Source organism: Curtobacterium sp. L3-7, assembly GCF_048756585.1.
Lineage (GTDB): Bacteria > Actinomycetota > Actinomycetes > Actinomycetales > Microbacteriaceae > Curtobacterium.
This window is the reverse complement of the sequence record NZ_CP151474.1, coordinates 3,858,218-3,884,816: the sequence shown is the minus strand read 5'-3', so window position 1 is coordinate 3,884,816 and position 26,599 is coordinate 3,858,218. Positions and strand designations below refer to the sequence as shown.

Annotated in this window: 31 protein-coding genes; 16 read left to right on the top strand and 15 right to left on the bottom strand. The window is 68.5% G+C overall.

Going from position 1 to position 26,599, the window contains the following annotated elements:
- Window positions 1-76 precede the first annotated feature (76 nt).
- Complete coding sequence (locus tag AAEP80_RS18585) at window positions 77-1,345, top strand: MFS transporter (RefSeq protein WP_420365483.1); 1,269 nt, start codon at window positions 77-79, stop codon at window positions 1,343-1,345.
- A 35-nt stretch (window positions 1,346-1,380) separates the two neighbouring features.
- On the top strand, window positions 1,381-3,861 hold the full coding sequence (locus AAEP80_RS18580; protein WP_420366894.1) for a beta-glucosidase: 2,481 nt from the start codon (window positions 1,381-1,383) through the stop codon (window positions 3,859-3,861).
- 433 nt (window positions 3,862-4,294) lie between these two features.
- Here AAEP80_RS18580 and AAEP80_RS18575 read toward each other — a convergent pair whose 3' ends face one another.
- Window positions 4,295-5,305, bottom strand: coding sequence for an LLM class flavin-dependent oxidoreductase (locus AAEP80_RS18575; protein WP_420365482.1), 1,011 nt, complete (start codon window positions 5,303-5,305; stop codon window positions 4,295-4,297).
- Between the two features lie 76 nt (window positions 5,306-5,381).
- Here AAEP80_RS18575 and AAEP80_RS18570 point away from each other — a divergent pair, with 76 nt between their 5' ends.
- On the top strand, window positions 5,382-7,937 hold the full coding sequence (locus tag AAEP80_RS18570; protein WP_420365481.1) for a DEAD/DEAH box helicase: 2,556 nt from the start codon (window positions 5,382-5,384) through the stop codon (window positions 7,935-7,937).
- Window positions 7,938-8,025: 88 nt separating this feature from the next.
- Window positions 8,026-8,277, top strand: a complete 252-nt coding sequence (locus tag AAEP80_RS18565) for a DUF6458 family protein (protein ID WP_071291234.1) — start codon at window positions 8,026-8,028, stop codon at window positions 8,275-8,277.
- Here the strand turns inward: AAEP80_RS18565 and AAEP80_RS18560 are convergent.
- Window positions 8,271-9,338 carry an SDR family oxidoreductase gene (locus tag AAEP80_RS18560; RefSeq protein ID WP_420365480.1) on the bottom strand — a complete coding sequence of 356 codons (1,068 nt, stop codon included), beginning with the start codon at window positions 9,336-9,338 and terminating at the stop codon, window positions 8,271-8,273. The genes AAEP80_RS18565 and AAEP80_RS18560 overlap by 7 nt on opposite strands.
- Window positions 9,339-9,441: 103 nt before the next feature.
- Here AAEP80_RS18560 and AAEP80_RS18555 point away from each other — a divergent pair, with 103 nt between their 5' ends.
- Window positions 9,442-10,278, top strand: coding sequence for a helix-turn-helix domain-containing protein (locus AAEP80_RS18555; RefSeq protein WP_420365479.1), 837 nt, complete (start codon window positions 9,442-9,444; stop codon window positions 10,276-10,278).
- Here AAEP80_RS18555 and AAEP80_RS18550 read toward each other — a convergent pair whose 3' ends face one another.
- The 3 genes from AAEP80_RS18550 to AAEP80_RS18540 are packed head-to-tail and all read right to left on the bottom strand — an operon-like array spanning window position 10,279 to window position 11,457.
- Window positions 10,279-10,686: a PIN domain-containing protein gene (locus tag AAEP80_RS18550; RefSeq protein WP_402729939.1), complete on the bottom strand. Its 408-nt coding sequence runs from the start codon at window positions 10,684-10,686 to the stop codon at window positions 10,279-10,281.
- The gene (locus AAEP80_RS18545; RefSeq protein WP_402729938.1) at window positions 10,686-10,886 is read right to left on the bottom strand and encodes a type II toxin-antitoxin system VapB family antitoxin; all 201 of its coding nucleotides are present in this window, start codon (window positions 10,884-10,886) and stop codon (window positions 10,686-10,688) included. The genes AAEP80_RS18550 and AAEP80_RS18545 overlap by 1 nt, the downstream gene beginning before the upstream one ends.
- 49 nt (window positions 10,887-10,935) lie before the next feature.
- Window positions 10,936-11,457 carry a ribonuclease H family protein gene (locus tag AAEP80_RS18540; protein ID WP_281265718.1) on the bottom strand — a complete coding sequence of 174 codons (522 nt, stop codon included), beginning with the start codon at window positions 11,455-11,457 and terminating at the stop codon, window positions 10,936-10,938.
- A gap of 88 nt (window positions 11,458-11,545) precedes the next feature.
- On the opposite strand from AAEP80_RS18540, the gene AAEP80_RS18535 reads away from it, so the two are divergent.
- The 3 genes from AAEP80_RS18535 to AAEP80_RS18525 are packed head-to-tail and all read left to right on the top strand — an operon-like array spanning window position 11,546 to window position 12,268.
- The gene (locus AAEP80_RS18535; protein ID WP_420365478.1) at window positions 11,546-11,782 is read left to right on the top strand and encodes a hypothetical protein; all 237 of its coding nucleotides are present in this window, start codon (window positions 11,546-11,548) and stop codon (window positions 11,780-11,782) included.
- Entirely contained in the window at window positions 11,779-12,000 is a 222-nt protein-coding gene (locus tag AAEP80_RS18530; RefSeq protein WP_420365477.1) for a hypothetical protein, read from the top strand. Before AAEP80_RS18535 ends, AAEP80_RS18530 begins: the two co-directional genes overlap by 4 nt.
- Window positions 12,001-12,046: 46 nt before the next feature.
- Complete coding sequence (locus AAEP80_RS18525; RefSeq protein WP_281265715.1) at window positions 12,047-12,268, top strand: hypothetical protein; 222 nt, start codon at window positions 12,047-12,049, stop codon at window positions 12,266-12,268.
- Here the strand turns inward: AAEP80_RS18525 and AAEP80_RS18520 are convergent.
- Both AAEP80_RS18520 and AAEP80_RS18515 read right to left on the bottom strand, forming a co-directional pair.
- Window positions 12,265-13,083, bottom strand: a complete 819-nt coding sequence (locus AAEP80_RS18520) for an aldo/keto reductase (protein ID WP_420365476.1) — start codon at window positions 13,081-13,083, stop codon at window positions 12,265-12,267. The genes AAEP80_RS18525 and AAEP80_RS18520 overlap by 4 nt on opposite strands.
- A 201-nt stretch (window positions 13,084-13,284) precedes the next feature.
- The gene (locus AAEP80_RS18515) at window positions 13,285-14,490 is read right to left on the bottom strand and encodes an MFS transporter (RefSeq protein ID WP_281265713.1); all 1,206 of its coding nucleotides are present in this window, start codon (window positions 14,488-14,490) and stop codon (window positions 13,285-13,287) included.
- Window positions 14,491-14,878: 388 nt separating this feature from the next.
- On the opposite strand from AAEP80_RS18515, the gene nrdH reads away from it, so the two are divergent.
- The 6 genes from nrdH to AAEP80_RS18485 all read left to right on the top strand — a co-directional run bounded on the left by nrdH (window position 14,879) and on the right by AAEP80_RS18485 (window position 20,188).
- Entirely contained in the window at window positions 14,879-15,112 is a 234-nt protein-coding gene (nrdH, locus tag AAEP80_RS18510) for a glutaredoxin-like protein NrdH (protein ID WP_022904483.1), read from the top strand.
- Window positions 15,113-15,213: 101 nt separating this feature from the next.
- Entirely contained in the window at window positions 15,214-15,630 is a 417-nt protein-coding gene (gene nrdI, locus AAEP80_RS18505; RefSeq protein WP_281265712.1) for a class Ib ribonucleoside-diphosphate reductase assembly flavoprotein NrdI, read from the top strand.
- A 17-nt stretch (window positions 15,631-15,647) separates the two neighbouring features.
- Window positions 15,648-17,753 (top strand): class 1b ribonucleoside-diphosphate reductase subunit alpha, encoded by a 2,106-nt coding sequence (gene nrdE, locus AAEP80_RS18500; RefSeq protein ID WP_420365475.1) that lies wholly within the window; start codon window positions 15,648-15,650, stop codon window positions 17,751-17,753.
- A 100-nt stretch (window positions 17,754-17,853) separates the two neighbouring features.
- Window positions 17,854-18,855 (top strand): class 1b ribonucleoside-diphosphate reductase subunit beta, encoded by a 1,002-nt coding sequence (gene nrdF / locus AAEP80_RS18495; protein ID WP_281265710.1) that lies wholly within the window; start codon window positions 17,854-17,856, stop codon window positions 18,853-18,855.
- A 502-nt stretch (window positions 18,856-19,357) separates the two neighbouring features.
- Window positions 19,358-19,642: a hypothetical protein gene (locus AAEP80_RS18490; protein WP_413601018.1), complete on the top strand. Its 285-nt coding sequence runs from the start codon at window positions 19,358-19,360 to the stop codon at window positions 19,640-19,642.
- 60 nt (window positions 19,643-19,702) lie between these two features.
- The gene (locus AAEP80_RS18485) at window positions 19,703-20,188 is read left to right on the top strand and encodes a GNAT family N-acetyltransferase (RefSeq protein ID WP_420365474.1); all 486 of its coding nucleotides are present in this window, start codon (window positions 19,703-19,705) and stop codon (window positions 20,186-20,188) included.
- Window positions 20,189-20,256: 68 nt separating this feature from the next.
- On the opposite strand, the gene AAEP80_RS18480 is transcribed toward AAEP80_RS18485, so the two are convergent.
- From AAEP80_RS18480 to AAEP80_RS18470, 3 genes are all read right to left on the bottom strand, one after another.
- Entirely contained in the window at window positions 20,257-20,544 is a 288-nt protein-coding gene (locus AAEP80_RS18480) for an antibiotic biosynthesis monooxygenase family protein (protein WP_420365473.1), read from the bottom strand.
- A 20-nt stretch (window positions 20,545-20,564) separates the two neighbouring features.
- Window positions 20,565-21,431 (bottom strand): cation diffusion facilitator family transporter, encoded by an 867-nt coding sequence (locus AAEP80_RS18475; protein ID WP_420366893.1) that lies wholly within the window; start codon window positions 21,429-21,431, stop codon window positions 20,565-20,567.
- 209 nt (window positions 21,432-21,640) lie between these two features.
- Window positions 21,641-22,003, bottom strand: a complete 363-nt coding sequence (locus AAEP80_RS18470; protein ID WP_111058245.1) for an ArsR/SmtB family transcription factor — start codon at window positions 22,001-22,003, stop codon at window positions 21,641-21,643.
- 135 nt (window positions 22,004-22,138) lie between these two features.
- Between AAEP80_RS18470 and AAEP80_RS18465 the strand changes: the two genes are divergently transcribed.
- On the top strand, window positions 22,139-22,762 hold the full coding sequence (locus tag AAEP80_RS18465; protein WP_420365472.1) for a hypothetical protein: 624 nt from the start codon (window positions 22,139-22,141) through the stop codon (window positions 22,760-22,762).
- A gap of 397 nt (window positions 22,763-23,159) precedes the next feature.
- Here AAEP80_RS18465 and AAEP80_RS18460 read toward each other — a convergent pair whose 3' ends face one another.
- Together AAEP80_RS18460 and AAEP80_RS18455 are read right to left on the bottom strand one after the other, a co-directional pair.
- On the bottom strand, window positions 23,160-23,588 hold the full coding sequence (locus AAEP80_RS18460) for a hypothetical protein (protein WP_420365471.1): 429 nt from the start codon (window positions 23,586-23,588) through the stop codon (window positions 23,160-23,162).
- Between the two features lie 74 nt (window positions 23,589-23,662).
- Window positions 23,663-24,049 (bottom strand): SdpI family protein, encoded by a 387-nt coding sequence (locus AAEP80_RS18455; RefSeq protein WP_420365470.1) that lies wholly within the window; start codon window positions 24,047-24,049, stop codon window positions 23,663-23,665.
- Between AAEP80_RS18455 and AAEP80_RS18450 the strand changes: the two genes are divergently transcribed.
- Window positions 23,982-24,917, top strand: a complete 936-nt coding sequence (locus AAEP80_RS18450; RefSeq protein ID WP_420365469.1) for a serine hydrolase domain-containing protein — start codon at window positions 23,982-23,984, stop codon at window positions 24,915-24,917. The genes AAEP80_RS18455 and AAEP80_RS18450 overlap by 68 nt on opposite strands.
- 84 nt (window positions 24,918-25,001) lie before the next feature.
- Here AAEP80_RS18450 and AAEP80_RS18445 read toward each other — a convergent pair whose 3' ends face one another.
- From AAEP80_RS18445 to AAEP80_RS18435, 3 genes are all read right to left on the bottom strand, one after another.
- On the bottom strand, window positions 25,002-25,427 hold the full coding sequence (locus tag AAEP80_RS18445; RefSeq protein ID WP_420365468.1) for a PRC-barrel domain-containing protein: 426 nt from the start codon (window positions 25,425-25,427) through the stop codon (window positions 25,002-25,004).
- A gap of 69 nt (window positions 25,428-25,496) precedes the next feature.
- Window positions 25,497-25,664: a hypothetical protein gene (locus AAEP80_RS18440; RefSeq protein ID WP_420365467.1), complete on the bottom strand. Its 168-nt coding sequence runs from the start codon at window positions 25,662-25,664 to the stop codon at window positions 25,497-25,499.
- A gap of 241 nt (window positions 25,665-25,905) precedes the next feature.
- A complete protein-coding gene (locus AAEP80_RS18435; protein ID WP_420365466.1) occupies window positions 25,906-26,598 on the bottom strand; it encodes a helix-turn-helix domain-containing protein in 693 nt (230 codons plus the stop codon).
- Window position 26,599: the final 1 nt, after the last annotated feature.

Sequence of the window (26,599 nt, the reverse complement as noted above, 5' to 3'; positions counted from 1 at the left end):
GGTGGTACGGTGGCACGAGCCGCCGACGAAGGCGTGCGAGTCGCCGACGCCGGCGGCGCACCCGATGGAGGTTGCAGTGGCGAACGATGCCCTGACCGTTTCCGACACCCCGACCGCAGTCGCACCCACGCGCGGTCGAGGCAGCTCGCTCATGTACACGCTCGGCATGCCGATCGCGATGCTCGGCCTGTACATCGCCCTCCTCCCACCCGTGCTGGTGGCGATGGCGCTGAAGGTCGCGGAGATCGCGCCGGACGACCAGGCGGGCGTGCTCGGCCTGGCGCTCGGCGTCGGCGCATTCGCGGCGATGGTCGCCAATCCCTTGGCCGGTCGCTTCAGCGACCGCACGGCCGGGAGGCTCGGCATGCGTCGTCCGTGGATCATCGGTGGCACCGTGGTCGGGTTCGCCGGCCTCGTGGTCGTCGCGACGACGTCCTCCACAGTGGTCCTGGTGCTCGCCTGGGGCGTCACGCAGATCGCGTACAACGCCACGATCGCGGCGCTGACCGCCGTCATGCCGGACCACGTCACGCGGTCCCAGCGCGGACGGGTCGCGGCGCTGCTCGGGCTCGCGCAGAACCTCGCGCTGGTCGGCGGCACGTTCCTCGTGCAGCTCTTCTCGACGTCGGCGACGCAGATGCTCGTCCCCGGCGCGATCGGGTCGGCCGTGGTCGTCCTCTACGCGCTGCTCTTCCGCGACCGCGTGCTCACCGAACGGCCGTCGACGCGCCTCGGCATCGGGCAGCTCTTCGGGTCGTTCGTGTTCAACCCCGTGAAGCACCCCGACCTCGGCTGGGCCTGGCTCACCCGGTTCATGATGGTCGCCGCGCAGTACACCGCCGTGAGCTACCTCACCTACTTCCTCCGCGACGACATCGGGGTCGAGCCCGCCCACGTGGCGAACGCCGTCTTCCAGGGCACGCTCTGGAACGTCGTCGGCATCGTCCTCACCTCGCTCATCGCCGGGTGGTTGTCCGACAGGCTCGGGCGCCGCAAGCTCTTCGTGGCGGTCGCCGGGATCGTCGGCGTCGTCGGCCTCGTGCTCATCGCCACCGCGCCGTCGCTCGGCACGGTGCTGGTCGGCGAGTTCGTGATGGGTGCCGGCATGGGTGTCTTCTACGCCGTCGACCTCGCGCTGATCACGGACGTGCTGCCGTCCGACGAGGACAATGCGAAGGACCTCGGCGTCGTGAACATCGCGCAGGCCCTGCCCCAGTCGATCGTGCCAGCGGCGGCCCCCGGCGTGATCGCCCTCACCGGCGGCTACAGCGGCTTCTTCATCACCGGCGCAGTCGTCGGACTGCTCGGGATCGCCTCGGTCTCGCGCATCCGCGGCGTCCGCTGACCGACTCCTCCTGGCTCTGAACGAAAGGAACGACCATCGTGACCACCGTGAACGACGCGCGCACAGCCTCCGGTGCGGCCCCGCTGGACGAGCGCATCGGCGCGCTCGTCGACCAGCTGACCACCGAAGAGAAGGTGCAGCTGCTCACCGGACGAGACTTCTGGACGACCTGGCCGATCGAGAAGATCGGGTTGCGGCGCATCCTGATGTCGGACGGCCCCTCCGGGGTCCGTGGCGAGGTCTGGGACGAGCGCGACCCGTCGCTCAACCTGCCGTCCGCGACCGCCCTGAGCGCGTCGTGGGACCGTGCGATCGCGAAGCGCTACGGCGCCGCCGCTGCCGTCGAGGCCCGCCGCAAGGGCGTCGACGTCGTCCTCGGCCCGACCATCAACCTGCACCGCTCGCCCCTCGGCGGTCGGCACTTCGAGGCGTTCAGCGAGGACCCGGTGCTCACCGGCGACCTCGCGGCGTCGTACGTCGAGGGCGTGCAGGAGAACGGCGTCGCCGCGACCCCGAAGCACTACATCGCGAACGACTACGAGACCGACCGCTTCACCGCGTCGACCGAGGTGTCCGACCGTGCGCTCCGCGAGCTCTACCTGCTCGCGTTCGAGAAGGCCGTCACCGAGGCGCACGCCTGGGCGATCATGTCGTCGTACAACTCGATCAACGGCGTCACCGCATCCGAGAACGAGCTGCTCGAGACGCCGCTGAACTCCGAGTGGGGCTTCGACGGCATCGTCGTGTCCGACTGGACCGGCGTCCGCTCGGTCGACTCGGCGAAGGCGTCGCAGGACGTCGCGATGCCCGGACCGAACCAGTGGTGGAGCGAGGGGCCGCTGCTGGCCGCCGTCGAGTCCGGCGAGGTCCCGATCGAGGCGATCGACCGCAAGGTCCGTCGCATCCTGACCCTCGCCGCCCGCGTCGGAGCGCTGTCCGGGTTCGATGCCGTCGCGGCGGAGCCCGTGCACGTCGAGGACGGCATCGCGTTCGTCCGTGAGGCCGAGGCCGAGGGGACCGTCCTCGTCCGGAACACCGGGATCCTGCCGCTCGACGCGCCCGCGCTCGCCCGGATCGCCGTCATCGGCCACAACGCCGACCAGGCCCGTACGCAGGGTGGCGGCTCGGCCACCGTCGTGCCCTCGCAGGTCGTCTCGCCGCTCGACGGCATCCGCGCGGCGTTCCCGTCCGCGACCGTCGACTACGCGATCGGCGCCGTCGTGCAGGAGGGCATCGCGGAGTTCCCGCTGTCCACCATCACGAACCCGGCCACCGGGCAGCCAGGCGCCCGCGTCGCGTTCGTCAAGGACGGTGAGGAGCTGTACGTGGAGGACCGCCGCGCGACGGCCCTCTTCTGGTTCGGCGGCGACGCCCCCACGCGTGAGGCCGACCGGCTCGACATCACCACGACCTACACGGCACCGACGACCGGCACCGTCCGGATCGGCATCGGCGCTGCTGGTCGATCGCGGATGTGGATCGACGGGTCGCTCGTCCTGGACGAGGACGTGCCGTTCGAGGGCGACCAGCTCGGCGCGGCGTTCCTCAACCCGCCGGCGCGCTCCGTGCCCGTCTCGGTGACGTCCGGCCAGCAGGTCGCGATCCGCATCGAGTACGACGTCATCCAGGACGAGACGCTGGGCGGGGTGCTCGCGTACCAGTTCGGCACCGAGCCCTCCGACGAGGACCCGTCGGTGCTCATCGCCTCCGCCGTCGATGCCGCTCGTGGCGCCGACGTCGCCGTGGTCGTGGTCGGGACGAACTCCAAGGTCGAGTCCGAGGGCTACGACCGCTCGTCCCTGGCGCTCCCCGGGCACCAGGACGAGCTCGTCGCGGCCGTCGCCGCCGTGAACCCGAACACGATCGTGCTCGTCAACGCCGGCTCCCCGGTCGAGATGCCGTGGCGGAACGACGTCGCCGCGGTCCTCCTCTCGTGGTTCGGCGGGCAGGAGTACGGCAACGCGGTCGCCGACGTGCTCACCGGCGCGTCGGAGCCGGGCGGACGCCTCCCCACGACGTGGCCGGTCGCCATGTCGGACGTCCCCGTGCTCGACGTCACACCGGTCGACGGTGTCGTCCGCTACGACGAGGGCGTGCACATCGGCTACCGGGCCTGGCTCCGCGCCGGGGTACAGCCCGCGTACCCGTTCGGCCACGGCCTGGGGTACACGACCTGGACGATCGACGGCATCGCGGGATCGCCCGTCGTCCGCGCGGGTGACACGGCCATCGTCACGGCGACCGTCACGAACACCGGATCGCGCGCAGGCAAGCACGTCGTGCAGGTCTACGCCTCGCGGGAGACGTCCGCGATCGACCGTCCGGTCCGCTGGCTCGTGGGGTTCGCCCCGGTGCGCCTGGGAGCGGGGGAGTCGACCGAGGTCTCGATCGAGGTGCCGGCGAGGGCGTTCGCGCACTGGGACGGCGCGTGGGCGTACGAACCGGGCACCTTCACCCTGCACGTCGGCGCGTCGGTCGCAGATGCGGCAGGAACGGTGGCCCTCGAACTGGAGTGAGCCCGGTCGCATCCGGTTTCCGCGCATCGGTCAGGTGTGTTCAGTAGCATGGGAGAAGCGTTAGGCGGCTGGTTACCGTCGACGCGCGCACCGACATGGGATCGCCGCGTGAGCGACGCGGCCTCCTGATCCGGCCGATGGAGCCCCGGCGGTCCCGGTGCGTCATGGTGCGCCCCCGCTTCTGCGGGGGCGCATCTCTTCCTCCACGCGGAGGTTTTTCCGTATGCGGAATATGTCGTGACGAATCATCACGATTCGCTGAATCGGGGCGTCCGAGTTGTGACAAACAACGCGGATGGTGGAACGATGAGTGCACCATCCCGTACGGATCAGGGACGAGATGGTCATCCGGCGGGAGCCCCGAGACTCACCAACTCGTGCTGGGCTCCGCCGGATGCCTCAGATCCATTTCGTCGTCCGTCGGCTCGTGGGTTCAGCCCAGGTGCGGGGCGATCTGTTCGGCGATGACCGTCAGGATCCGCTCGTGCGACGCGGCGTCGCCGTTCGCCGGCAGGGTGATCACGAGTTCGTCGGTCGCGGCCACGGCGGGGTCGGCGCGCAGGGCCTCGACGATCGCCGCCGGATCGCCGGACAGCACCTTGCTGAACCGGAACGGCGGGTTGCCGGACAGCGGCCGTCCCTCGTCGTCCATCCCCGACGCGTAGCCGGTGAGGAACTCCTCGTGCACGGCACGGTCGTGGTCGTCGAGGAGCGGGACGACGATGCGGCCGACGGCGACCTTCGGCGTGCGATCGGGGTGCAGCTCGGCGAAGCGCTCCCGGTACGCTGCGATCTGCGCGGCCTGCGCGACGGCGAAGGGCTCGCCGGTGTCCTCGGTGTTCAGGGTCGAGCAGTGCAGCAGGAGCCCCTTCTCGGCCGTCCGGACCGCGGTGCCCATGCTGCCGCCACCCCACCACACACGGCTCCGCAGTTCCGGGCTGAGCGGTTGCAGCGTCAGGTCCGTGTCGGCAGGGATGCTCTCGTACCCCTTGCCCGAGGTGCCGAGGGGCTCTCCATCCAGGACCTCGAGCAGCCGAGCCGCGCGGGCTTCGGCCTCGTCGCGGAAGCCCCGCTCGGTCGCGCCGAACACCGGGTCCAGGATCGGGCCGTACCCGGCGATCCCCGTGCTGATCCCGAGCTGCACGCGGCCGCCGCTGAGCAGGTCGACGGTGCTGGCGTCCTCGGCGAGACGCACCGGGTCCTCGTAGCGCATCCCGAGCACCGCCGTGCCGAAGCCGATCGTGCTGGTCCGCTGCGCGGCCGCGGCGAAGAAGGTCATCGGGCTCGTCAGGAACGGCTCGAAGTGCCGTCCGCGTACCCACCCCGTGCCGTACCCCAGGCGTTCGGCGGTCTCGAAGAGCCGCAGGCCGTCCTCGAGGGCGGCGGCAGCACCGGCCGGACCATCGTGGTTCGGGACGAAGGAGAGGAAGCCGAGTTCGCGCACGACGTGAGTCTATGCGCGCGTATCGAGCCGAGCCTCCCGGACCGTCGCCACGCCACCATGCTGGGAGGATGGGGGCATGACCGACGTCACCGTCCACGCCCCGCTCGTCGCCGCGATCCCTGCGGCCGTCGGCGGCGCCGTCGACCCCGACGCCGTCTACGAGGCCTTCGCGGACTGGGCCGCCAGCGGCGGCCGCCCGCTGTACCCGGCGCAGGACGAGGCCGTCATCGAACTCGTGTCCGGCGCGAACGTGATCCTCAGCACCCCGACCGGCACCGGGAAGTCCCTCGTGGCCGCCGGCGCACACTTCGCGGCGCTCGCCGAGGGCAAGCGGAGCTACTACACGGCACCGATCAAGGCCCTGGTGTCCGAGAAGTTCTTCCAGCTCGTGGACCTGTTCGGCGCCCAGAACGTCGGCATGGTCACCGGTGACTCCAGCGTCAACGCCGACGCCCCGATCGTGTGCTGCACGGCCGAGATCCTCGCGAACCTCGCCCTGCGACAGGGGCCGGACGCCGACGTCGACGTCGTGGTGATGGACGAGTTCCACTTCTACGGCGACGCCGACCGCGGCTGGGCCTGGCAGGTGCCGCTCCTGGTGCTCGAGCGGGCGCAGTTCCTGCTGATGTCGGCGACCCTCGGCGACGTGACGACCATCGCGGACGACCTCTCGCGGCGCACCGGGCGGCCGACCGCTCGCGTCACCGGGGTGTCCCGTCCGGTCCCGCTGTCCTACGAGTACGTGGTGACGCCGGTGCAGGAGACCGTCGAACGCCTGCTCGAGGAGGGCAAGGCGCCGGTCTACATCGTGCACTTCGCGCAGGCAGCGGCGCTCGAGCGGGCGCAGGCGCTGATGTCGGTGCGCGTTGCCGATCGTGCGCGGCGGGACGCCATCGCGGAGGCGATCGCCGGGTTCCGCTTCAGCGCCGGGTTCGGGCAGACGCTCTCCCGGCTGATCCGCGCCGGGATCGGGGTGCACCACGCGGGCATGCTGCCGAAGTACCGCCGGCTCGTGGAGCAGCTCGCCCAGCGCGGGCTCCTGCCGGTGATCTGCGGCACCGACACCCTCGGCGTCGGCATCAACGTCCCGATCCGCACGGTGCTGCTGACCGGGCTCACGAAGTTCGACGGCACGAAGATGCGGCAGCTGTCCGCGCGGGAGTTCCACCAGATCGCCGGACGGGCCGGACGGGCCGGGTACGACACCGAGGGCGACGTCGTCGCGGAGGCGCCCGAGCACGACATCGAGAACGCCCGCGCGGTCGCCAAGGCCGGGGACGACCCGAAGAAGAAGAACAAGGTCAAGAAGAAGAAGGCCCCGGACGGGTTCGTCTCGTGGGGGCAGGCGTCCTTCGAGCGGCTCATCCAGGCCGAGCCCGAGCCGATGGTGTCCAGGATGCGGATCACCCACGCCATGGTGCTGTCCGTCGTCGCCCGCGGTGGCTCGGCCTTCGACGAGGTCCGGTCGCTGGTGTTCGACAACCACGAGCCCCGTGCCAGGCAGCTCGCGATGGCCAGGCGTGCGCTGACGATCGCCAGGACGTTGATCAACGCCGGCGTGATCGAGAAGGTCGAGGACACCTACCGGCTGACGGTGGACCTGCAGGCGAACTTCGCCCTCAACCAGCCCCTGTCGCCGTTCGCGCTGGCCGCCTTCGAGTTGCTCGACCCGGAGTCGCCCACGTACGCCCTCGACATGGTGTCCATCGTCGAGGCCACCCTCGACGACCCGCGCGCGATCCTGTCGCAGCAGCAGTTCAAGGAGCGCGGCGAGGCGGTCGCGCGGATGAAGCAGGAGGGCATCGAGTACGAGGAACGCATGGAGCTCCTCGAGGAGGTCACCTGGCCGCGTCCGCTGTCCGAGCTGCTGGAAGCGGCGTACGAGGCCTACGCGGCCGAGCAACCGTGGGTGCTCGACTTCACGCTGTCGCCGAAGGCCGTCGTCCGCGACATGTACGAACGGGCGATGACCTTCGGGGACTTCGTGCGGTTCTACCAGCTCACCCGCTCCGAGGGGCTCGTGCTGCGGTACCTCTCCGACGCCTACCGGACGATGCGGCAGACGATCTCCGACGAGCAGCGGACCGACGAGCTCGACGACCTGATCGAGTGGCTCGGCGAGCTCGTCCGACAGGTGGACTCATCGCTCGTCGACGAATGGGAGGCGCTGGTCAACGGGGATCTGTCGCTCGCGGCGGCGGAGCACGAGGAGATCGCCCCGCCGCAGCCCGCCCGGCTCACCGGCAACGTGCGGGCCTTCCGGGTCCTGGTGCGCAACGCCCTGTTCCAGCGGGTACTCCTCGCCGCGCGGGACGACGTCGAGGGGCTCGGGGCGCTCGACGGCGCCGCCGGGTTCGACGCCGACGCGTGGGACGCCGTGCTCGAGGAGTACTACGAGGCGCACGACGACGTCGGGACGGACGCTGACGCGCGGTCGATGCAGTACCTGGTGCTGTCCGAACAGGGCCGGACGTGGCGCGCTCGACAGATCTTCGCCGACCCCTCCGGTGACAAGGACTTCGGGTTCTCGGCGACGATCGACCTCGACGCGTCCGACGAGGCGGGCGAGGCCGTCGTGCGGGTCACCGAGATCGGGCGGTTCGACGGGTGGGCCGAGGTCGACGTCGACTGAGGCTCTGATGATCCCCGGTGCGCAGCAGCGGCCGGGCGGTGTCGCTTCCGGGTAGCGTCTCGTGGACCACCATCGAGAGGAACGCGCCATGCGCATCGGATCCAGCATCGCCCTGATCGTCATCGGCGCGATCGTCGCCTTCGCGCTGAACATCCAGCTGGCCGGGGTGGACCTCCGGCTCATCGGCTACATCCTGATGGCCGCAGGGGTCGTCCTGCTGATCATCAGCCTCGCGGTGGCGTTCGGGGGGCGTCGGACGACGACCACCACGCGCTCCGGGGTCGACCCGGCGTCCGGCGAGCAGATCACGCGTCAGGACCGGCGCGACGGGACCTACTGACCGGTGGCTTGCGTCGCGGCGGTCGCGGCTCCGGTGCGCTGCGCGAGGCTGCGTCCTGCGTCCGCGATGGCCTCGTGCGCGTCCCGCGGCGTCCAGCCCAGCACCGTGCGTGCCCGCTCGTTCGACGTCCGCTTGGCGTAGCCGAGATCGGGGACCATCGCGCGGAACTGCGGCTGGGTCTCCGCCAGCGCGCGCACGGCGTCGTCGGGGAGGACCTCCGTCGGGACCTTCGCCGCGTCGTCGCCGAGGTGTTCGCGGAGCGTGGTCGCGATCTCGTGCAGCTCGAGTGCCGGTCCGTTCGACAGCAGGAACCGCTTGCCGGCGGCGTCCTGGGCGTCGACGGCGCTGACGTGTGCGGCGGCGACGTCACGCACGTCGACGATCGGGATGAACAGGCGCGGCGTCGCCGGCATCGAACCGTTCAGCATCGACTGCAGGATGTGGTTCGCCCCGGACACGGTGCCACCCATCGCCGGACCCATCACCGCGACGGGCAGCATCGTGACGAGTTCCACGTCGGTTCCCTCGACGAGATCCCACGCGGCGCGCTCGGCCAGGGTCTTGCTCCTGCCGTAGGCGTCGACTCCGGGGCCGTCGAGCACGGTCCAGTCGGACTCGGTGAACACGTGGTCGGTGTGCGGGTGACCCCAGCTGACCGCGTGGAACGCCGACGTCAGCACCACGCGGCGGACCCCGGCGGTCCGCGCGGCGCTGAGCACGCGGGTCGTCCCCTCGACAGCGGGGCGGATCACCGCGTCCTCGTCCTCCACGTGCCCGGGCATCACCGGGGACGCCACGTGCAGGACGGTGTCGACGTCGCTGGTCGCGGCGGCCCAACCGTCGTCGGCGGTGAGGTCGGCTGCGACGAACTCGAGTCGGTCGCCCGCCGTCATGCCGGCGTCGGTCAGGAGCGCGCGAACCGCAGCTTCCTTGTCGAGTGAGCGGATCGTCGTGCGGACGTCGTACCCGGCGTCGAGGAGCTGCAGGATGCAGTGGCCGGCGATGAAGCCGGATCCGCCGGTGACGAGGACGCGTGTGCTGGTGCTGGGAGTCGTGGACATGGGTCCCACCCTCGCGCGGCACCGTCGGGTGTTCCAGACCGCTCCGCTCCTGGTAGCGGGACGACCAGGCAGTGACGACGGCATCCGGCCTAGCGTGGGAGCCATGACCGACGCGACCAACCCCCTCGGCGAGTTCCTGCGCGCCAGGCGCGAGCTCGTGACCCCGGAGCAGGCCGGCATCCCGGTCGTCGGAGTTCGCCGGGTCGCCGGGCTCCGTCGCGAGGAGGTCGCGATGCTGTCGGGGATCAGCAGCGAGTACTACCTGCGGCTCGAGCAGGGGCGCTACCGGAACCCGTCCGTGCAGGTGCTCGAGGCGATCGCGCGGGTGCTGCAGCTCGACGAGGAGACCACCGCGTACCTGATGGGGCTCGTCGTGGCGCAGCCGCACGTCGCACGCCGGCGCCGTCCCGCTCGGGAGACCGTTCCCGGGAGCCTCCGGGCGTTCGTCGACGGCCTCGGCACGCCCGCGTTCATCGAGGGGCGCTACCTCGACGTACTCGCCGCGAACCCGCTCGCCGCGGCATTGTCACCGCGCCTGGTCGTCGGGGCGAACCGGCTCCGCGACGTGTTCCTCGACGCGGAGGAGCGGGCGCTGTTCGTGGACTGGGAGGCCGCGACCGAGGGGCTCGTCGCGTCGTTCCGGCAGTCCGTCGGCACCTCCATCGACGACCCCCGGTGCGTCGAGCTCGTCGGGCAGCTGTCCATCGCGAGTCCACGGTTCCAGCGGCTCTGGGGACGACACGACATCGGCGGGCGCCGCGGTGCGCTGATGCGGTTCGACCACCCGGTCGTCGGCGAGATCAGCCTGCACCGGGAGAAGCTCGTGCCCGCCGAGGCGCAGAACCTCACCGTGGCGATCTACCACGCCGACGCGGGCGGCCCTGATGCCGACAAGCTGGCGCTCCTCGCTGCTTCCGTCAAGGCGGTCGTCGGGTCCTGATCAGGCCTGCTCGGCGAGGTACTCGTGCCGGAACTCGTCCACGCTCGCTGCGATGTGCTCGTAGTCACGATCAGCGCTCAGGACAGTCGCCCCGTTGCGGACCGCGTACGCCGCGATGTGCACGTCGACCGGGCCAGCGCCCCGCACGAAGCCGTTGCTCCACAGTGCGCTCTGGATGGCGGTCACATCGTCGACGTCGGGGTGGATCGACGCTTCGAGGAAGGCTTCCATGTCGGCGCAGTGGTCGCCGTGATCCGCGCTCGATCGCGCCGAGTGGCAGTACTCCAAGACCTGCGGCGGGCAGGTCACGATCAGGTCCTGCGTCGCGATCGCGCGGAGACGCTCAGCGATGACCGGCGAGCGCCCTGCTTTCCACCAGACGGAGTTGTCGACGATGTAGGTCGCCATCAGGGGTGGAGTTCGTCCGCCGCGGTGGGGTCTTCCGCGAAGTCCCGGGCGATGATGCGCTCGACTGCTGCAGGCTGACGACGGACCGCGATGAGCGTCTCGAGTGCACGTTGGACGACTTCTCGGTTGGAGCGAGCGCCTGTCAGCTGCTTGGCGTCGTCGAGCAGGGGTTGGTCCAGATCGATCGTGGTGACTGCCATGATGAGCTCCTCGCCGTTTGTATAAGCGAGTATATAGACGGGGCCGTGATCAGAACAGGGTCGCCGGCGGGGTCGCCTCGGGCAGCGGAGCCGGCTCGGTGACCTCGACGCCGGGCCACCCCGGCCCGTGCGGGACCTCGGTGCGGTTCTGGTAGGCGGTCGCTGCGCCACGAGCACGGACGTCGGCGGCCTCGTTCATCTCGTGACCGACGTGGCCGCGCACCCACTCGAACGTGACCTTGCGGCCCTGGAGTTCCTCGTCGAGCTCCTTGATGATCTCCACGTTCATCACGGGCTTGCCGTCGGCCTTCCGCCAGCCCTTCCGCTTCCACCCGGCGAGCCACTCAGTGCAGGCCTTGATCGCGTACTGACTGTCGCAGAGGATGTGCAGCGGTTCGTCGGTGCCCTTCGTGGCGCGGAGCAGCTGGAGCACGGCGGTGAGCTCACCGATGTTGTTCGTGGCCTTCGGCCAGCCTCCGGCGGCCCACCGATCGTCATCGACGTACCAGGCCCAGCCGGCTGGGCCGGGGTTGCCGAGGGCTGAGCCGTCAGCGGCAGCGACGATCGTCAAGGGGGTACCTCCTGTGGTGGGGCGAGTTCGAGGTCAACCGTAACGGAGCGCTGCGACACGGCCAGCATCGCTGAGTACGGTGCTCTGCATGCCGATCCCATGGATGGAACGCACTGGTCGGACTCCCGGAGGAGTCATCGGAGCATGGTTCAACGTCGTCGTGTGCGCCGGTCTGGTGGTGGCGCTCCCCGTGATCACCGTGACGCAAGGTCACGACCTCGCACACATCGCGTTCGCGGTGTTCCTCACGGCGATTGCGGTCACCCTCGAGGTCGTGTTCATCCGGAACCTGCGGCAGCAGCTCGCCAGGAGGCGCGCTCGATGACCCCGGCGACCTGGTTCGGCATCGGGGCGGTCGTGGTCGCACTCTGGGGCATCACGATCGCGGTGTTCAACCGTTGGGCGCAGTCCATCGGCGGCGACGAGTTCATGAACGGCCGACCGATCACGCCGCGGTTCGTGCGGGTCATCGGCATCTTCCTCGCCGTCCTCGGGACGGTCATCGCGGTCCTGGCGTTCTCCGGCGTGCTGCCCGAGCGCTGATCCCTGCCGAGCAGCCCGCCAGGTACCGCGGGCTACCGTCACGGACATGAGCAACGACGACACCGCGTACAGCCCGTCGAGCGAGCGCGAGACCGAGGCGTCGCAGCACCTGCAGCGCGACGACGACGACCTGCGCGCGGACGGTATCGACCCCTCGAAGGTCACCGCGGCTCCGGGCACCGGCGGTGCGGACGACGCCGGCGACGTCGAGCCGGCACCAGAGGACCTGCACCTGCCGTGGCAGTCCGAGGACGACCGCCGCGGCTAGGACACCGAGTCGGGGTGCGACCCCGTCCGCTCGCCCGACTCCAGCCCGGCGATCGCCGCGAGGTCGTCGTCCGTCAGTGCGAAGCCGTCCACGTCGATGTTCGACGCGATGCGCGACGGCGTGACCGACTTCGGCAGCACCACGACGGACTGCTGCACGTTCCACCGCACGAGCACCTGCGCCACGCTCACCCCGTGCGTCGCCGCGATCCGCGCGAGCACCGGTTCGTCCATGAGTCGCCCACGACCGAGCGGCGACCACGCTTCCGTCACGATGCCGTGCTGCTCGTGGAAGGCGATGAGCTCCCGCTGCGGCAGCCACGGGTGTCGTTCGACCTGGTTCACCGCCGGGACCTCACCGGTCTCCGCGATGATCCGCTCCAGATGGGGCACCTGGAAGTTCGAGACCCCGACGCTGCGCGCCCGCCCGGACTCCCGTAGCTCGACCAGTGTCCGCCAGGTCTCGACGTAGCGGTCGTTCGCCGCGGCCGGCCAGTGGATCAGGTACAGGTCCACCGCGTCGAGCCCGAGCCGGTCGAGGCTGGCGTCGAACGCGCGCAAGGTCGCGTCGCGCCCGTGGTTGCTGTTCCACACCTTGGTGGTCACGAAGACGTCGTCACGGTCCAGCCGGGAGGCCCGGATCGCCTTCCCGACGCCCGTCTCGTTGCCGTACATCTCGGCGGTGTCGACGTGGCGGTATCCGCTGTCCAATGCGGTTCCGACCGCGGTCTCGGCTTCGGCGTTGTCGACCTTGTACACGCCGAACCCGATGGCGGGAACGGAACGACCGTCGCGGAGGGGGATGGAGGTGACCATGCGTCCATCCTGCCGGTCGAGGCGGGGCCGAGCCGAGCCTCCAGTCCGTTCCGTGGAGAACCGGACCGGCGCGCATCGCTGTGGAGGACGCTCGTTCCGACCCACGACGCTCGCAATAGGAGGTCGAATCGTGCGTAGGAGGTCGGAAGTTCCGACCGACTACGCGCGATTCCGCTTCCTACGCGCGAAACGGCCATCGCCCTACGTCGGGATGTTCACCGGCTCGGTGTCGGGGATGGGGCTCGCGTCACGACCACGCAGGTCGGGGAGCCACCGCTTCGCGAACAGCGGCAGCAGCACGCCCACGAACGCCGCAGCAGCCCCGACGAGCATGCCGCCCGTCGCACCGTGCAGGTCGATGAGGAACCCGGCCACCGCGGAACCGAGCGCAGCGCCGATGAGCTGCCCCGTCCCCATCCAGCCGTAGGCCTCTGCCGTGTCGGAGAACTTCACCGTCGCCGACACCGAGCCGAACATCACCGCGAGTGCGGGCGCGATCCCACCACCCGCGATGAGGAGCGCGAACGACAGCCACCAGAACCCGGTGCCGAACGTGGCGAGCCCCAGGCCGATGAAGACGATGAGCATGCGGGTCCACAGCGTGTTCGGCGAGATCGGACGGTGGCCGAACGCCAGACCGCCGACCAGGGAGCCGATCGCGAAGATCGCCAGGACGATGCCGGCGTTCGGGCTGCCCTCGCCGAACGCGCTGGTGACACCGGCCTCGACCGCGGCGCACGCACCGATGAGGAGCATGCCGGTCAGGGTGGCGACCACGACGGACGGGCGCTTGAGGACCACGCCGAACGCGCGCTTCGAGCGGGGGATGCGGACGCGGCCGAGCTCGGGGGAGGCGATGAACCACACGCCGCCGACGACGAGGAACACCATCGCGAGGACGATCGCCTCGACCGTGCCGATCTGCGTCGCGACGAACGTGGTGATGACCGGGCCGGCGACCCAGATGAGTTCCTGTGCGCTCGCGTCGAGGGAGAAGAGGGGTGTCAGTTGCGTCGACGTGACCATCTTCGGGTAGATGGTGCGGACGGCCGGCTGCACGGGTGGGACGGCCAGGCCGCCGATGAACCCGATCACGACGTAGGCCCACAGCGGCATCAGCACGAATGCGATGACGCCCATGCTGGCGAGTGCGACGAGGCTCGTGAGGATGAGCACGGGGCGCATGCCCCAGCTGCCCATCCACCGGCTGGTGAGCGGGCCGGCGATGGCCTGCCCGACGCTCGTCGTCGCGAGCACGAGACCAGCGGATCCGTACGAGTGGAACACGTGCTCGACGTGCAGCAGGTAGGCGAGCGAGAGCATCCCGAACGGGAACCTCGCCGTGAGCTGCGCAGCGATCACTCGGCCGACACCGGGGGTCTTCAGCAGGTTGCCGTACGCGCTCACGGGTCGAGTGTACGGACCGGACGGGAGGTCCGTGGGTCGGGTGTCACCCGTCCGGGGGAGGCGTCGGCCGCGACCCCGATCCGGCACGACGGCGACACGCCGATGTGCTCATTCCACACATGTGGATCGAGGCTGTCCACGGGTGTGGGGAAATGTCGGTGGTCGGCCGCAGACTGGCGGAATCACGGGGCTCGCGGGAATCCACAGACTGTGGAGGGCGTTGTGGAGAACTACACGGCTGTAACACTTCCTCTTGTGGTCGGTGCCGTGGTCGGCCACTAGATGTAGTGTGGAGTCCATCGCAGCGGCCCCTTCCCGGACACGTCTGCGCACAGGCATCAGCACCACCTCCACAGCACGAAACAACCAGCAAGAACCAGGGGAGATCATGGCCGTCACCGTCTACACCAAGCCGTCCTGCGTCCAGTGCACCGCGACGTACCGAGCCCTCGACAACAAGGGCATCCAGTACGAAGTGCACGACGTCTCGACGGACGAAGCAGCGCTCGAGCACGTCAAGAGCCTCGGCTACCTGCAGGCCCCCGTCGTCGTCACGGACGACGACCACTGGTCGGGCTTCCGTCCCGACAAGATCGCGACCCTCAGCGCCGAACTGGCGTAGTCCGCCGGGTGGTCGATCCGAGCCCGCTCAGGAGGCTCGGATCACCACCCGCAGACACCCTCCGGTCCGTCAGCCACGCACCTTGTCGTAAGGAGCGAACCATGAGCCGACTCGTCTACTTCTCGAGCGTGTCCGGGTACACCGCACGCTTCATCGAGAAGCTCGGTCGCGATGCTGACCGGATCCCGCTCTACCCGAGCGAACCGTTCCTCCACGTGGACGAACCGTACGTCCTCGTGCTGCCCACCTACGGCGGCGGCAACGGCGACGGGGCGGTCCCCAAGCAGGTCATCAAGTTCCTCAACGACGAACGCAACCGGTCACTGATCCGGGGAGTCATCGTCGGCGGCAACACGAACTTCGGCGAGGCGTACGGCCTCGCAGGGGACGTCATCGCACAGAAGTGCCACGTCCCCGTGCTCTATCGATTCGAACTCTTCGGAACGCCTGACGACGTGCAGGCGGTCAACTCAGGATTGGATGCATTTTGGACGCAGCAGTTGCAGACGTCGATCTGACGTCGCCGACGACGGGGATGGACTACCACTCCCTCAACGCGATGCTCAACCTCTACGACGCGGACGGCAACATCCAGTTCGACAAGGACCGGGAAGCCGCCAAGCAGTTCTTCCTGCAGCACGTCAACCAGAACACCGTCTTCTTCCACAACCTGAAGGAGCGGCTGGACTACCTGGTCGAGAACGAGTACTACGAGCAGGCGACGATCGACCAGTACTCGCTGGACTTCATCCAGAAGCTGAACGACCTGGCCTACTCGAAGAAGTTCCGGTTCCAGACCTTCCTCGGTGCGTTCAAGTACTACACGAGCTACACGCTGAAGACCTTCGACGGCAAGCGCTACCTGGAGCGCTTCGAGGACCGCGTCGTGATGACCGCCCTCGGCCTCGCACAGGGCAACGAGCAGCTCGCGATCGACCTCGTCGAGGAGATCATCGCCGGCCGCTTCCAGCCAGCGACCCCGACGTTCCTCAACACCGCGAAGGCGCAGCGCGGCGAGCTCGTGTCCTGCTTCCTCCTCCGCATCGAGGACAACATGGAGTCGATCTCGCGCGGCATCAACTCCTCGCTGCAGCTCTCGAAGCGCGGCGGCGGCGTGGCCCTGCTGCTCTCCAACATCCGCGAGGCCGGTGCCCCGATCAAGCAGATCGAGAACCAGTCCTCGGGCATCATCCCCGTGATGAAGCTGCTGGAAGACTCCTTCTCGTACGCCAACCAGCTCGGTGCCCGCCAGGGTGCCGGTGCCGTGTACCTGTCGGCGCACCACCCGGACATCATGCGGTTCCTCGACACCAAGCGCGAGAACGCCGACGAGAAGATCCGCATCAAGACCCTGTCCCTCGGCGTCGTCGTGCCGGACATCACGTTCGAGCTCGCGAAGAACAACGAGGACATGTACCTCTTCTCGCCGTACGACGTCGAGAAGGTCTACGGCGTGCCCTTCGGTGACGTCCCGATCTCCGAGAAGTACCGCGAGATGGTCGACGACTCGCGCATCAAGAAGACGAAGATCAAGGCGCGCGACTTCTTCCAGACCATCGCGGAGATCCAGTTCGAGTCGGGCTACCCGTACATCGTGTTCGAGGACACGGTGAACAAGGCCAACCCGATCAAGGGCCGGATCAACATGTCCAACCTGTGCTCCGAGATCCTGCAGGTCAACACCCCGACGACCTTCAACGAGGACCTCTCCTACAAGGAGATCGGCAAGGACATCTCCTGCAACCTCGGCTCGCTGAACATCGCGCTGACGATGGACTCGCCGGACTTCGGCAAGACCATCGAGACCGCCATCCGCGGCCTGACCTCGGTCTCGCAGATGTCGCACATCAACTCGGTGCGCAGCGTCGAGGACGGCAACGACAAGTCGCACGCCATCGGCCTCGGCCAGATGAACCTGCACGGGTACCTCGCTCGTGAGCGCGTGTACTACGGCTCCGAAGAGGGCATCGACTTCACGAACATCTACTTCTACACGGTGCTGTTCCACGCCCTGCGCGCCTCGAACAACATCGCGATCGAGACCGGGGAGACCTTCGACGGTTTCCGCGACTCGAAGTACGCGTCGGGTGAGTTCTTCGACAAGTACACCGACGCCGTCTGGGCACCCGCGACCTCGCGCGTCGAGTCGCTGTTCGCTGGCGCCGGCATCGCGATCCCCACGCAGGACGACTGGAAGGCGCTGAAGGCGTCCATCCAGGAGCACGGCATCTACAACCAGAACCTGCAGGCCGTCCCGCCGACCGGTTCGATCTCGTACATCAACCACTCGACGTCCTCGATCCACCCGATCGCGTCGAAGATCGAGATCCGCAAGGAGGGCAAGCTCGGTCGCGTCTACTACCCGGCGCCGTTCATGACGAACGACAACCTGGACTACTACCAGGACGCGTACGAGATCGGTGCCGAGAAGATCATCGACACGTACGCCGCGGCGACGCAGCACGTGGACCAGGGCCTGTCCCTGACGCTGTTCTTCAAGGACACCGCCACCACGCGTGACATCAACAAGGCGCAGATCTACGCATGGCGCAAGGGCATCAAGACGATCTACTACATCCGTCTCCGCCAGCTCGCGCTCGAGGGCACCGAGGTCGAGGGCTGCGTTTCCTGCATGCTCTGATCGCTGACGCGATCATCTTCCGGACTGGAGGCTCGTGGCGAGCCCGCCACGAGCCTCCAGTCCGCTCCGTTGTTCCACACCACATCCCGGGAAGCACGCAATGACAGTCACCGATCCGGTCCACGCAACCGGCAAGGCCGTTCCCCTGATCCGCGCGGTCAGCGCGATCAACTGGAACCGAATCCAGGACGACAAGGACGTCGAGGTCTGGAACCGCCTCGTCAACAACTTCTGGCTGCCCGAGAAGGTGCCGCTGTCGAACGACGTGCAGTCGTGGAACACGCTCACGCCGGAAGAGCAGCAGCTCACCATGCGGGTGTTCACCGGCCTGACGCTCCTCGACACGATCCAGGGCACCGTCGGCGCGATCAGCCTGATCCCCGACGCGATCACCCCGCACGAAGAAGCGGTCTACACGAACATCGCGTTCATGGAGTCCGTGCACGCGAAGAGTTACTCGTCGATCTTCTCGACCCTGGCGTCGACGCCCGAGATCGACGACGCGTTCCGCTGGTCCGTCGAGAACCCGAACCTGCAGAAGAAGGCGCAGATCGTCCTCGACTACTACACCGGTGACGACCCCCTGAAGCGCAAGGTCGCCTCGACGCTGCTCGAGTCGTTCCTGTTCTACTCGGGCTTCTACCTGCCGATGTACTGGTCCTCGCGCGCCAAGCTCACCAACACTGCTGACCTCATCCGCCTGATCATCCGTGACGAAGCCGTCCACGGGTACTACATCGGGTACAAGTTCCAGAAGGGCCTCGAGGGCCTTTCCGAGGAGCGCAAGCAGGAGATCAAGGACTACACGTTCAACCTGCTGTTCGAGCTCTACGAGAACGAGGTGCAGTACACGCAGGACCTTTACGACCAGGTCGGGCTGACCGAGGACGTCAAGAAGTTCCTGCACTACAACGCGAACAAGGCCCTGATGAACCTCGGGTACGAGCCGATGTTCCCGAAGGAGGCCACGGACGTGAACCCGGCGATCCTGTCGGCGCTGTCGCCCAACGCGGACGAGAACCACGACTTCTTCTCGGGGTCGGGGTCGTCGTACGTGATCGGCAAGGCGGAGAGCACGGAGGACGAGGACTGGGACTTCTGAGTCTGGTCTGACCCGCGAGAGCGCCCCGCTGGCTTCGGCCGGTGGGGCGCTTTCCGTGTCCGTGTGTGTGTCAGATCGCAGCCTTGGCTGGGCTTCGTCAACCGGAATTGCTCGTCCGGCTGATCTCGGTACCCAAGGTTGTGCGCGTCATCCGACCTTGGGCGCCGACTCGCTCTCGCACCCTGCTCATGCGGAGACAGCGGCGTGGACACCTTGTTTGGCAGTACGGACGGGCCACGTTGACTAGGGGTTGGCTCAGCGTTCGTGCGCCGCGAGGGATTCGTATGGCGTGCGTGAACTGAGATAGTTTGCGGACCACCTATGTGCGACGGCCTCGCGCCGGAGTAGGGACGTAGGAGTCTGGGGCCGTCCGCGCGGACGGGGTTTCATTGGAGGACCGGCCATCGGGCAGGAGCGGAGGGCTCCCGAAGGGGCATCCGCCTGATCTTCTACCGGCGGTCGGGCTTCTGACCGGTCATGGATGCCCGGGTAGCCTACGCGCATGACGTCCTGGTGGGATCGCACCGATCCAACTGACCGCCCAGAACTCACGAACCATGCTCCCGCGGGGCTCCTCGCATCATGGTGGAATGTCATCGCCGGGGCCGCGTTGCTCGTCGGCTTGCCGGTGATCGTGCTCAGCGGCGGCTTGAGCCCAGCGCACATCGCTTTCGCCCTGTTCGGCCTGGCGGTGATGGTGGCGATCGAGCTCGTCTTCTTACGGAAACTTCTACAGCGGATCGCGGGGAGGCGAGCCCTTCGAGCGGAGCGCGCCGACGAGGAGTGAGCGCGATGCCCGATGGCCGATCGACGACCGGACGATGATCGGGGTGGATAGCGTCATGTCGTGATCACGATCGAGACCGTCGCTCCGACCGCCGCCCTAGCAGCTGACATCGTTCGGGAGTACATGGCCGACGTCGCGGCACGGTGGTACCAGCGGACGGCGACAGACGACGAGCTGAGCCAGGCACTCGAAGACGAGCCCTACGGCGATCTGCAAGGGCCCACCGGCGTGCTGCTCGTCGCCGTCGAAAGCGGGCAACCCGTCGGCTGCGCCGGTGTTCGCTTCCTCGGCAGCGTGGCCGAACTCACCAAGGTCTTCACGGTGCCGTCGCATCGAGGGCAAGGAATCGGCTCGCAGCTGCTGAGCGCGGCCGAGCAGGTCTGTCAACAGCGATCAATGGGTACGGTCCGGCTCGACACCCGCGGGGCCCTCGCGGAGGCGTGCGCAATGTACGAACGGAACGGCTACGAGCGGGTCGCGCCCTTCAATGACGAGCCGTACTCCGACCGTTGGTACAGCAAGACCGTTTCTGCGGGTGTCCTATAGCCGATCGGCTATCGAGACTCAGCAGCACCCGCGAAGACATGTGCTCCGCGGGTGCGATCGGTTGAGGGTTAGAGGGTGACGGTCTCGAACTCGAGGAGTTCCGCACCGGTGGCAACGGGGTTGCTGCCGCCGTGGTGCGCGCCGGCCTGGCCGCCACGCCACGCCTGGTAGGAGTCCTCGTCGGCCCAGGTGGAGACGACGAAGTAGCGGGCGCCGCCTGCGGTGGGGCGGAGGAGCTGGAAGCTCTCGAAGCCGGGCTGCCGCTCGACGTCATGGTTCCGGCCGACGAAGTGCGCTTCGAGGTCGGCGCCCTTGCCCTCCGGGACGGTGATGGCGTTGATCTTCACGACGGACATTGCGTTCCTCTCGATGGTGGTCAGTGCTGATGTGCGTGTCCGGCGGGGGTGACGGTGAACTCATCGACGTTGCCCATCGCTTCGTGCACGTGCTCGGCGGCGTGCTCGGCGATGTGCTCGGCGTCATGCAAGGACGCTGCGGTGACCTCGACCGTGGCGGACCCGGTGAGGCGGTGGCCGACCCAACGGAGGCGGAGGTCCCGGACCGTCTCGACGCCGGCGGTGTGTTCGAGGGCGTGCTCGGCCTTGCCCAGGAGGGCGGGGTCGATGGCGTCCATGAGGCGCGCGCCGATGGACTTCACCGTCCCCCAGAGCAGGACCATGATCGAGACCGAGATGAGCAGTCCGATGATCGGGTCCGCGATCAGGAACCCGAGCAAGACGCCGATCGCGCCGAGGACGACCGACAGCGACGTGAACCCGTCGAGGCGGGCGTGCACACCGTCCGCCACGAGCGCGGCCGAGCCAATCTTCTGGCCAACGCGGATCCGGTAGATCGCCACCGCCTCGTTGCCGGCGAAACCGATCAGGCCCGCCAGCACCAGCAGCCACGGATTCTCGATCGGCCGCGGGTTGATGAACCGGTCGATGGCCTGCCACCCGGCGACAACGGCGGAGAGGGCGACGACGAACACGATGAACATGCCCGCGAGGTCCTCGGCACGGCCGTACCCGTAGGTGTACCGGCGGTTCGCAACCCTGCGGCCGAGGACGAACGCGATCCACAGCGGCACCGCGGTCAGGGCGTCTGCGAAGTTGTGGATCGTATCCGCGAGTAGCGCGATCGACCCGGTGAAAGCGACGATCACCGCCTGCAACACCGTCGTGGCCAAGAGAATGAACAGGCTGATCTTCAACGCGCGGACACCGGCGGTGCTGGCCTCCATCGCGTCGTCGATCGAGTCCGCCGAGTCGTGCGTGTGCGGCACGAACAGGTCGTACAAGAAGCCCTTCACCCCGCCGTGCGGATGCGAATGCTCGTGCTCACCGTGGTCGTGGTCGTGGTCGTGACCGTGACCGTGACCGTGACCGTGACCGTGACCGTGACCGTGGGGATGGTCGTGGTCAGCGGGGACCGGCGCGTGCTCGTGGCCGGTCATGCGCTCTCCCGCTCCCCGCGGTGGTGCGGTGCCGCGCCGACGACGTGCTCGGCCTGCTTCACGGCATCGATCACTAGTTCGGACGCGTGCTCGTCAGTCAGCCGGTAGTAGACGGTGGTCCCCTCCCGGCGAGTCGACACCATCCGTGCGAGACGGAGCTTGGCCAGGTGCTGCGAGACGCCCGCAGCGCTCTTGTCAACGACCTCGGCCAGCCGGTTCACGGACAGCTCCTCAGCGCTACGCAGCGCGAGGATGATCTTCACACGGGTGGCATCCGCAAGCATCGCGAATACCTCCACCGCGAGCTCGACGTACTCGGATTCCGGACTCAATCCGCAGGGCTGCTTGTCTACGTGCACACGCAGATAGTACACAAGCATTGGACCGACCGCAGGGTCTCGATAGCCGATCCTCATAAGAGGCGTGCTGGTTACTCTTGAGCAGGTCAGCTCAGCTGTGAAGCGTTAGCGTGACTCCTGTCGTGAGGAGATCGGGTGGACGACGAGGCGAGAGAGCTGTTTCGTCTTGCGACGGCTGACCTGCGCGAAGTGGGTGCGGCCCTCGTACTAGGCCTCTGCAGTAGCAGCGACGTCATCGCGCTAGCGGCGGATTTCGTCGCGGAAGGACAGAACAGCCCGTCGCTGCTCGCCCTCGCCTCCCTCTATGCAAGCGCGACTTCTGCGGATGTCGTCGACCTCAGTTCAAGGGTCCTCACCGAAGCCGGCGTCCCACCGCTTGACCGAGATGGTGAGGAGATCCCGCTTCTCGCCCTGCGGGTCGCGTGCCGGCGCTTCCTGGACGGCGAGCTCGGCCTACGCGAGTTCTCCTCCTGGGCTCACAACAGCATCGGACACGATGGTCCCGAAGCGGCGCAGGCCCTCGTCGAAGTCGACGACGTGCTCGACGATTTGTACGCGACGCAGGGAATCACGGGCAGCTCCCAGCACCGCGCAGTCGAACGCCGCTACCGCGAGGAGGTCGCCCAGCTCGCTGCCACCTACCTTGCATCGACAGCCCCACGGCCGAAGCATGACCGGTGGCTGCGCTCTCCGTTCAACGATCCTCGGCTGAGACGAAGCCCGAGTCGCCCGCAGCGGCTTGAGCGGCGCGCTCCGTAGGGTTTTCGGATGCGCCGAGCTTGTCCAGCGTCGCACCCCGCGCAGGCGGGGCCAATCTGCAGGTGGAGCCCGGGCTGAGCTTGTCTGCGTCGACGAATCCGAGTGCGGTGGTTCATCGACCGTGTCGCTCGCGTCTCGAACGCTCCTCGCAAGTCGGTCGAGCTCCGCGATGTCGAGTGTGCCTCCAACGGGAAAGGAGGCGACGGCTTGGCGGATCCCGGACCGCGATCGGTTGATGCCGGTCGGCCGTGGTCTGTGCGGCTGTCGGGCGGGAGGACCCCGAGGTGAGGGCTCGATGCGCTGCGCGGTGAGGCTTTGTTCGTACGCGGAGGCACGGGCGTGCCCGACGAGCAGAGCGTTCCTGGCGCGAAGACCCGCCCACGGTGCGTCCGACGGGTCAGACCTCCCCGAGCACCTTCCGCCAGGCCGCCGTGAGCGTGGCGAACTCATCGTCGGAGACGAGATCACGCACCCCGGTCGCGAGCACCGCGGACCGCACGGCTTCCTCGGCGCCAGCGCGGTCGCGCAGGTGCGCGTCCGAGTGCCGCACCGCGCGTCCGGCCTCTTGCGCGGCGTCGATCTCCTCGACGCGTCCCGCAGCGCCAGCGGCTTCGAGCGCGTGCTGCCACGCGGCGACGAGGTCGGCGTTCGTGACCATCCGTCCGTCCGCCCCTCCCTGGATCGCGAGCGATGCGCTCGGTTCCGGCAGCAAGATCCCCTCGTCGGCCTTCCAAGTGACGTCGAGCGCCTCTGCCTCTTCGGCGGTGATCTGCCCGGCGCGGGCGATCATCGCCTGCAGTCCGGCGTTGCTGGTGGTGTCCGTCACGGTGCCCTCTCTGACCGACGCGTCCGCGTGGTCCCGTTCATCTTCCTGGACGCCTCGCTTCCGGCGTTCAGCGATCACACATCGCGGCGTGGGGGCTGAGGCGTGTCGACCGCGTCGCCCGATGCTCGGCGCACGGCCCTGTGTGCCGCTGGGATGGACAGGAGGGCTCCGCCCACGAGCAGGACCGAGGCGACGATCACCGACGACGGCGTACGAAGCGGGGTGATGAGGATGCTCAGCACGCACCAGGCGACGGTGATCATCCCGGAGATCAGCGTCGGACGCAGCGCGGCACGGTGCCCTGTCCGCCAGGCCCGGTCGCTGGACATCGTGATCCCGGTCCGGACCCCGGCGAACCCGTTCCGACCCAGCGATCCGACTGCCGCTCGCCACGTGACCCAGGCGACGAGTACTGCTGCGCCGATCTCGGCCATCAATGCGAACACCATTGCTCCCGACACGGCGCCGACGCTAGCGTGCTGGAGTGTGAACGGCAAAGTACCGGGCGGCCTGTGGCGAGGGAGTCTTCGTACAACTGGTGGCTGGCGAACCGTCAGAGCGCCCCGAGGGCCCTACGCTGACGCATCGTTGCTCGAGTGGGGCAGCATCACGAAAGGGCTCGTCGGGACGACAGCTTCGATCACCCTCGAGGTCGAGCGACCGGTCGCGGACTACCTCCCCGCTGTGCCCGATGCCGCGATGACCGTCGCCGACCTCGTCCACCACACCTCCGGGCTGCCACGGGTGCCGGCAACGATCCGGGACAGTCTCTTCCGCGACCCGTACCGCTCGGCCGTGGGTGTTCCGCTGGACCTGGCAGCCGCGCTCCCGGTCTCGCCTCGAGGGCAGTACGTGTACTCGAATCTCGGGTACGCGCTCCTGGGTGCCGTCCTCGACGAGGTGCACGGGGACTGGTTCGCCGCAGTGCGGGAACACGTCCTGCGGCCGGCCGGCATCACGTCGGCCGCGCTCGAGCCCGATCCGTCGGATCGCGTCATGCCGAGACTCCTCGGTCGCGCGATACGGCCGTGGGTGCTCAGTGCGGGGTCGTTCGCAGCGGCAGGTGGGGTGTGGTCGACGTTCGACGACCTCTGCCGCTACGCCGACTGGGCGCTCGAACCAGGCGCTCCGCGTTCTCGCACGGTGAGTTGGCAGCGCGCAGGCGCGTCCGTCTGGATCAACGGTGAGGTTCGAGCCGCGGGGGCGGTGATCGCCAGTGCGGGTGGTGTCACCGCCGTGGTCCACGCGCTCGCGAAGGCTCCTGGCGCGGCTGATCGGATCGCCGCGACGCTCGTGGAGCAGGAGGTGCGGCGGACGCCTGAGGGATGACCAGGAGACCAACGCGGCCCACCTGGCGGAGTCGAGTCGAGCCTCCAGGTCGGATCTGGAGCCCGGCCGAGGTGGGGAGCTTCGTCACGCCGGCGGCGTCGTTCCCGCGCCCTCGGTGTCGTCCGCGCCCGCCGGACCGGTACCGGCCTGGTCGAGGTTCTCGTGCGGATCGCCCATGTCGCCTGTTGCCTTGCCTGCGGGGGACAGCCCGAAGTGCTTGCGGACGGCGTTTTCCTCGGCGAGGGACAGGGTGTTCCCGGCTCCGGGGGAGGGCGCGCCCTTGACCGCGCTCTTCGCGTACCCGACGTGCAGGTCGGTGCCGTCGAACGTGGCGTCCTCGACCGGGACGAGCGTGGTGTGACCCCCGAAGATCCCGGTCGCGACGCTCACGAACGCAGCGCTGCCGTCCGAGTCGGAAGGGAACACCTGCGCGACCTTGCCGACCGATGCGCCGTCGCGGTCCCGGACGGTCGCGTTCTCGATCTCGTGGATCGTGCTCTTGGTGATCATGGGCGTAGTCAACGCCCTGTGCCCGCGGTAGCCGGTCAGATTGCGATGTGCGTCACGGGGCTGTCGGGGTCATCGTCGTCGTGCCGCGACGGCGAAGACCGCGGCTGCGATGCCGAGCACGACCAGGACCGACAGCCACGCGAGGCCGGGCAGGTCGAACAGGAGGATCGCCAGCGCGATGGCGATCAGCACGACGGGTGTTGCGAACCACAGCGCGGTCCGGGTGTTGGCGTTCATCTGGTCTCCCTGTGTCGCACGGACGCAGACGATGACCGACCTGGCGTCCGAGTTGGCTTCGGAGCGGATCGTTCGAACTCTAGCCGCATCCGCCCGGACGGCGGTCTCGGCTCGTCGGTAGGCGAGCCCCGTACCAACGCGATGCGGAGGCCGAACGCCCTGCGCCTGGCGCTTCGCGCATGTGCACCAGCGACGCGACGCGATCGACGACTGCTGCGACAGCGGAACGTTGCTCGTGCGCTCAGACCGAAGCGGCAGCGAGCAGCGCATCGGCCTCCCGTCGCGCGTCGTCGACGGCGTCGGCCACGAGCCCGCACGCACGCAGGCACGCGCCCGTGATCGCCTCACGCGCCTGCTCGTCGACCTCCGCGGTGCGGCGCAACTGGATGACGGTCTCCGCGAGCTGGATGAGGATGCCGCCCATGAGCTCGGGCGGTACCGCTCCACGGATGTCGTCCGTCGCGGCCAGGGCACCGAGCCGTCCGTACGCGTCCCGGAGCTCCTGGCGGTCGGCACGGAAGCCCTCGTACCGGTCGCCCTGCACCTCCGGCAGCAGGTAGAGCGTCCCGATGTTGTGGGGCGTACGGGCGAGTGTGTCGATGTCGATGAGGACGAGTGCGGCGAGGGCACCCGCGGCGGAGACGGAGCCGGGGACACGCTCTTCGAGGCCGCGCACCACGTCGAGGCTCGGGCGGACCGAGGTCGCGAGCAGCTCGACGAGCACCTCGTCCTTACCGGCGAAGTGGTGGTACAGCGACGCCTGTCGGATCCCGACGCGCTCGGCGATCGCCCGGGTCGAGGTGGCGCTGAAGCCGTTCTCGACGAAGAGGGCCGCGGCGGCGTCGAGGATCTGGTCGCGAGGGCTCAGTCCGGACGCCGTGTCCGGGACGACACGGGGTCTGCCGATACGGGCGGGCCGGTCGTCGGAGGACATG

What these genes read in the sequence shown, in the direction of transcription:
- AAEP80_RS18570 (WP_420365481.1), top strand. Translation starts at nt 5,382, where the DNA reads ATGACCGACGTCACCGTCCACGCCCCGCTCGTCGCCGCGATCCCTGCG.
- AAEP80_RS18565 (WP_071291234.1), top strand. Translation starts at nt 8,026, where the DNA reads ATGCGCATCGGATCCAGCATCGCCCTGATCGTCATCGGCGCGATCGTC.
- AAEP80_RS18560 (WP_420365480.1), bottom strand. Translation starts at nt 9,338, where the DNA reads ATGTCCACGACTCCCAGCACCAGCACACGCGTCCTCGTCACCGGCGGA.
- AAEP80_RS18555 (WP_420365479.1), top strand. Translation starts at nt 9,442, where the DNA reads ATGACCGACGCGACCAACCCCCTCGGCGAGTTCCTGCGCGCCAGGCGC.
- AAEP80_RS18550 (WP_402729939.1), bottom strand. Translation starts at nt 10,686, where the DNA reads ATGGCGACCTACATCGTCGACAACTCCGTCTGGTGGAAAGCAGGGCGC.
- AAEP80_RS18545 (WP_402729938.1), bottom strand. Translation starts at nt 10,886, where the DNA reads ATGGCAGTCACCACGATCGATCTGGACCAACCCCTGCTCGACGACGCC.
- AAEP80_RS18535 (WP_420365478.1), top strand. Translation starts at nt 11,546, where the DNA reads ATGCCGATCCCATGGATGGAACGCACTGGTCGGACTCCCGGAGGAGTC.
- AAEP80_RS18530 (WP_420365477.1), top strand. Translation starts at nt 11,779, where the DNA reads ATGACCCCGGCGACCTGGTTCGGCATCGGGGCGGTCGTGGTCGCACTC.
- AAEP80_RS18525 (WP_281265715.1), top strand. Translation starts at nt 12,047, where the DNA reads ATGAGCAACGACGACACCGCGTACAGCCCGTCGAGCGAGCGCGAGACC.
- AAEP80_RS18520 (WP_420365476.1), bottom strand. Translation starts at nt 13,083, where the DNA reads ATGGTCACCTCCATCCCCCTCCGCGACGGTCGTTCCGTTCCCGCCATC.
- nrdH (WP_022904483.1), top strand. Translation starts at nt 14,879, where the DNA reads ATGGCCGTCACCGTCTACACCAAGCCGTCCTGCGTCCAGTGCACCGCG.
- nrdI (WP_281265712.1), top strand. Translation starts at nt 15,214, where the DNA reads ATGAGCCGACTCGTCTACTTCTCGAGCGTGTCCGGGTACACCGCACGC.
- nrdE (WP_420365475.1), top strand. Translation starts at nt 15,648, where the DNA reads ATGGACTACCACTCCCTCAACGCGATGCTCAACCTCTACGACGCGGAC.
- nrdF (WP_281265710.1), top strand. Translation starts at nt 17,854, where the DNA reads ATGACAGTCACCGATCCGGTCCACGCAACCGGCAAGGCCGTTCCCCTG.
- AAEP80_RS18490 (WP_413601018.1), top strand. Translation starts at nt 19,358, where the DNA reads ATGACGTCCTGGTGGGATCGCACCGATCCAACTGACCGCCCAGAACTC.
- AAEP80_RS18480 (WP_420365473.1), bottom strand. Translation starts at nt 20,544, where the DNA reads ATGTCCGTCGTGAAGATCAACGCCATCACCGTCCCGGAGGGCAAGGGC.
- AAEP80_RS18475 (WP_420366893.1), bottom strand. Translation starts at nt 21,431, where the DNA reads ATGGAGGCCAGCACCGCCGGTGTCCGCGCGTTGAAGATCAGCCTGTTC.
- AAEP80_RS18445 (WP_420365468.1), bottom strand. Translation starts at nt 25,427, where the DNA reads ATGATCACCAAGAGCACGATCCACGAGATCGAGAACGCGACCGTCCGG.
- AAEP80_RS18440 (WP_420365467.1), bottom strand. Translation starts at nt 25,664, where the DNA reads ATGAACGCCAACACCCGGACCGCGCTGTGGTTCGCAACACCCGTCGTG.
- AAEP80_RS18435 (WP_420365466.1), bottom strand. Translation starts at nt 26,598, where the DNA reads ATGTCCTCCGACGACCGGCCCGCCCGTATCGGCAGACCCCGTGTCGTC.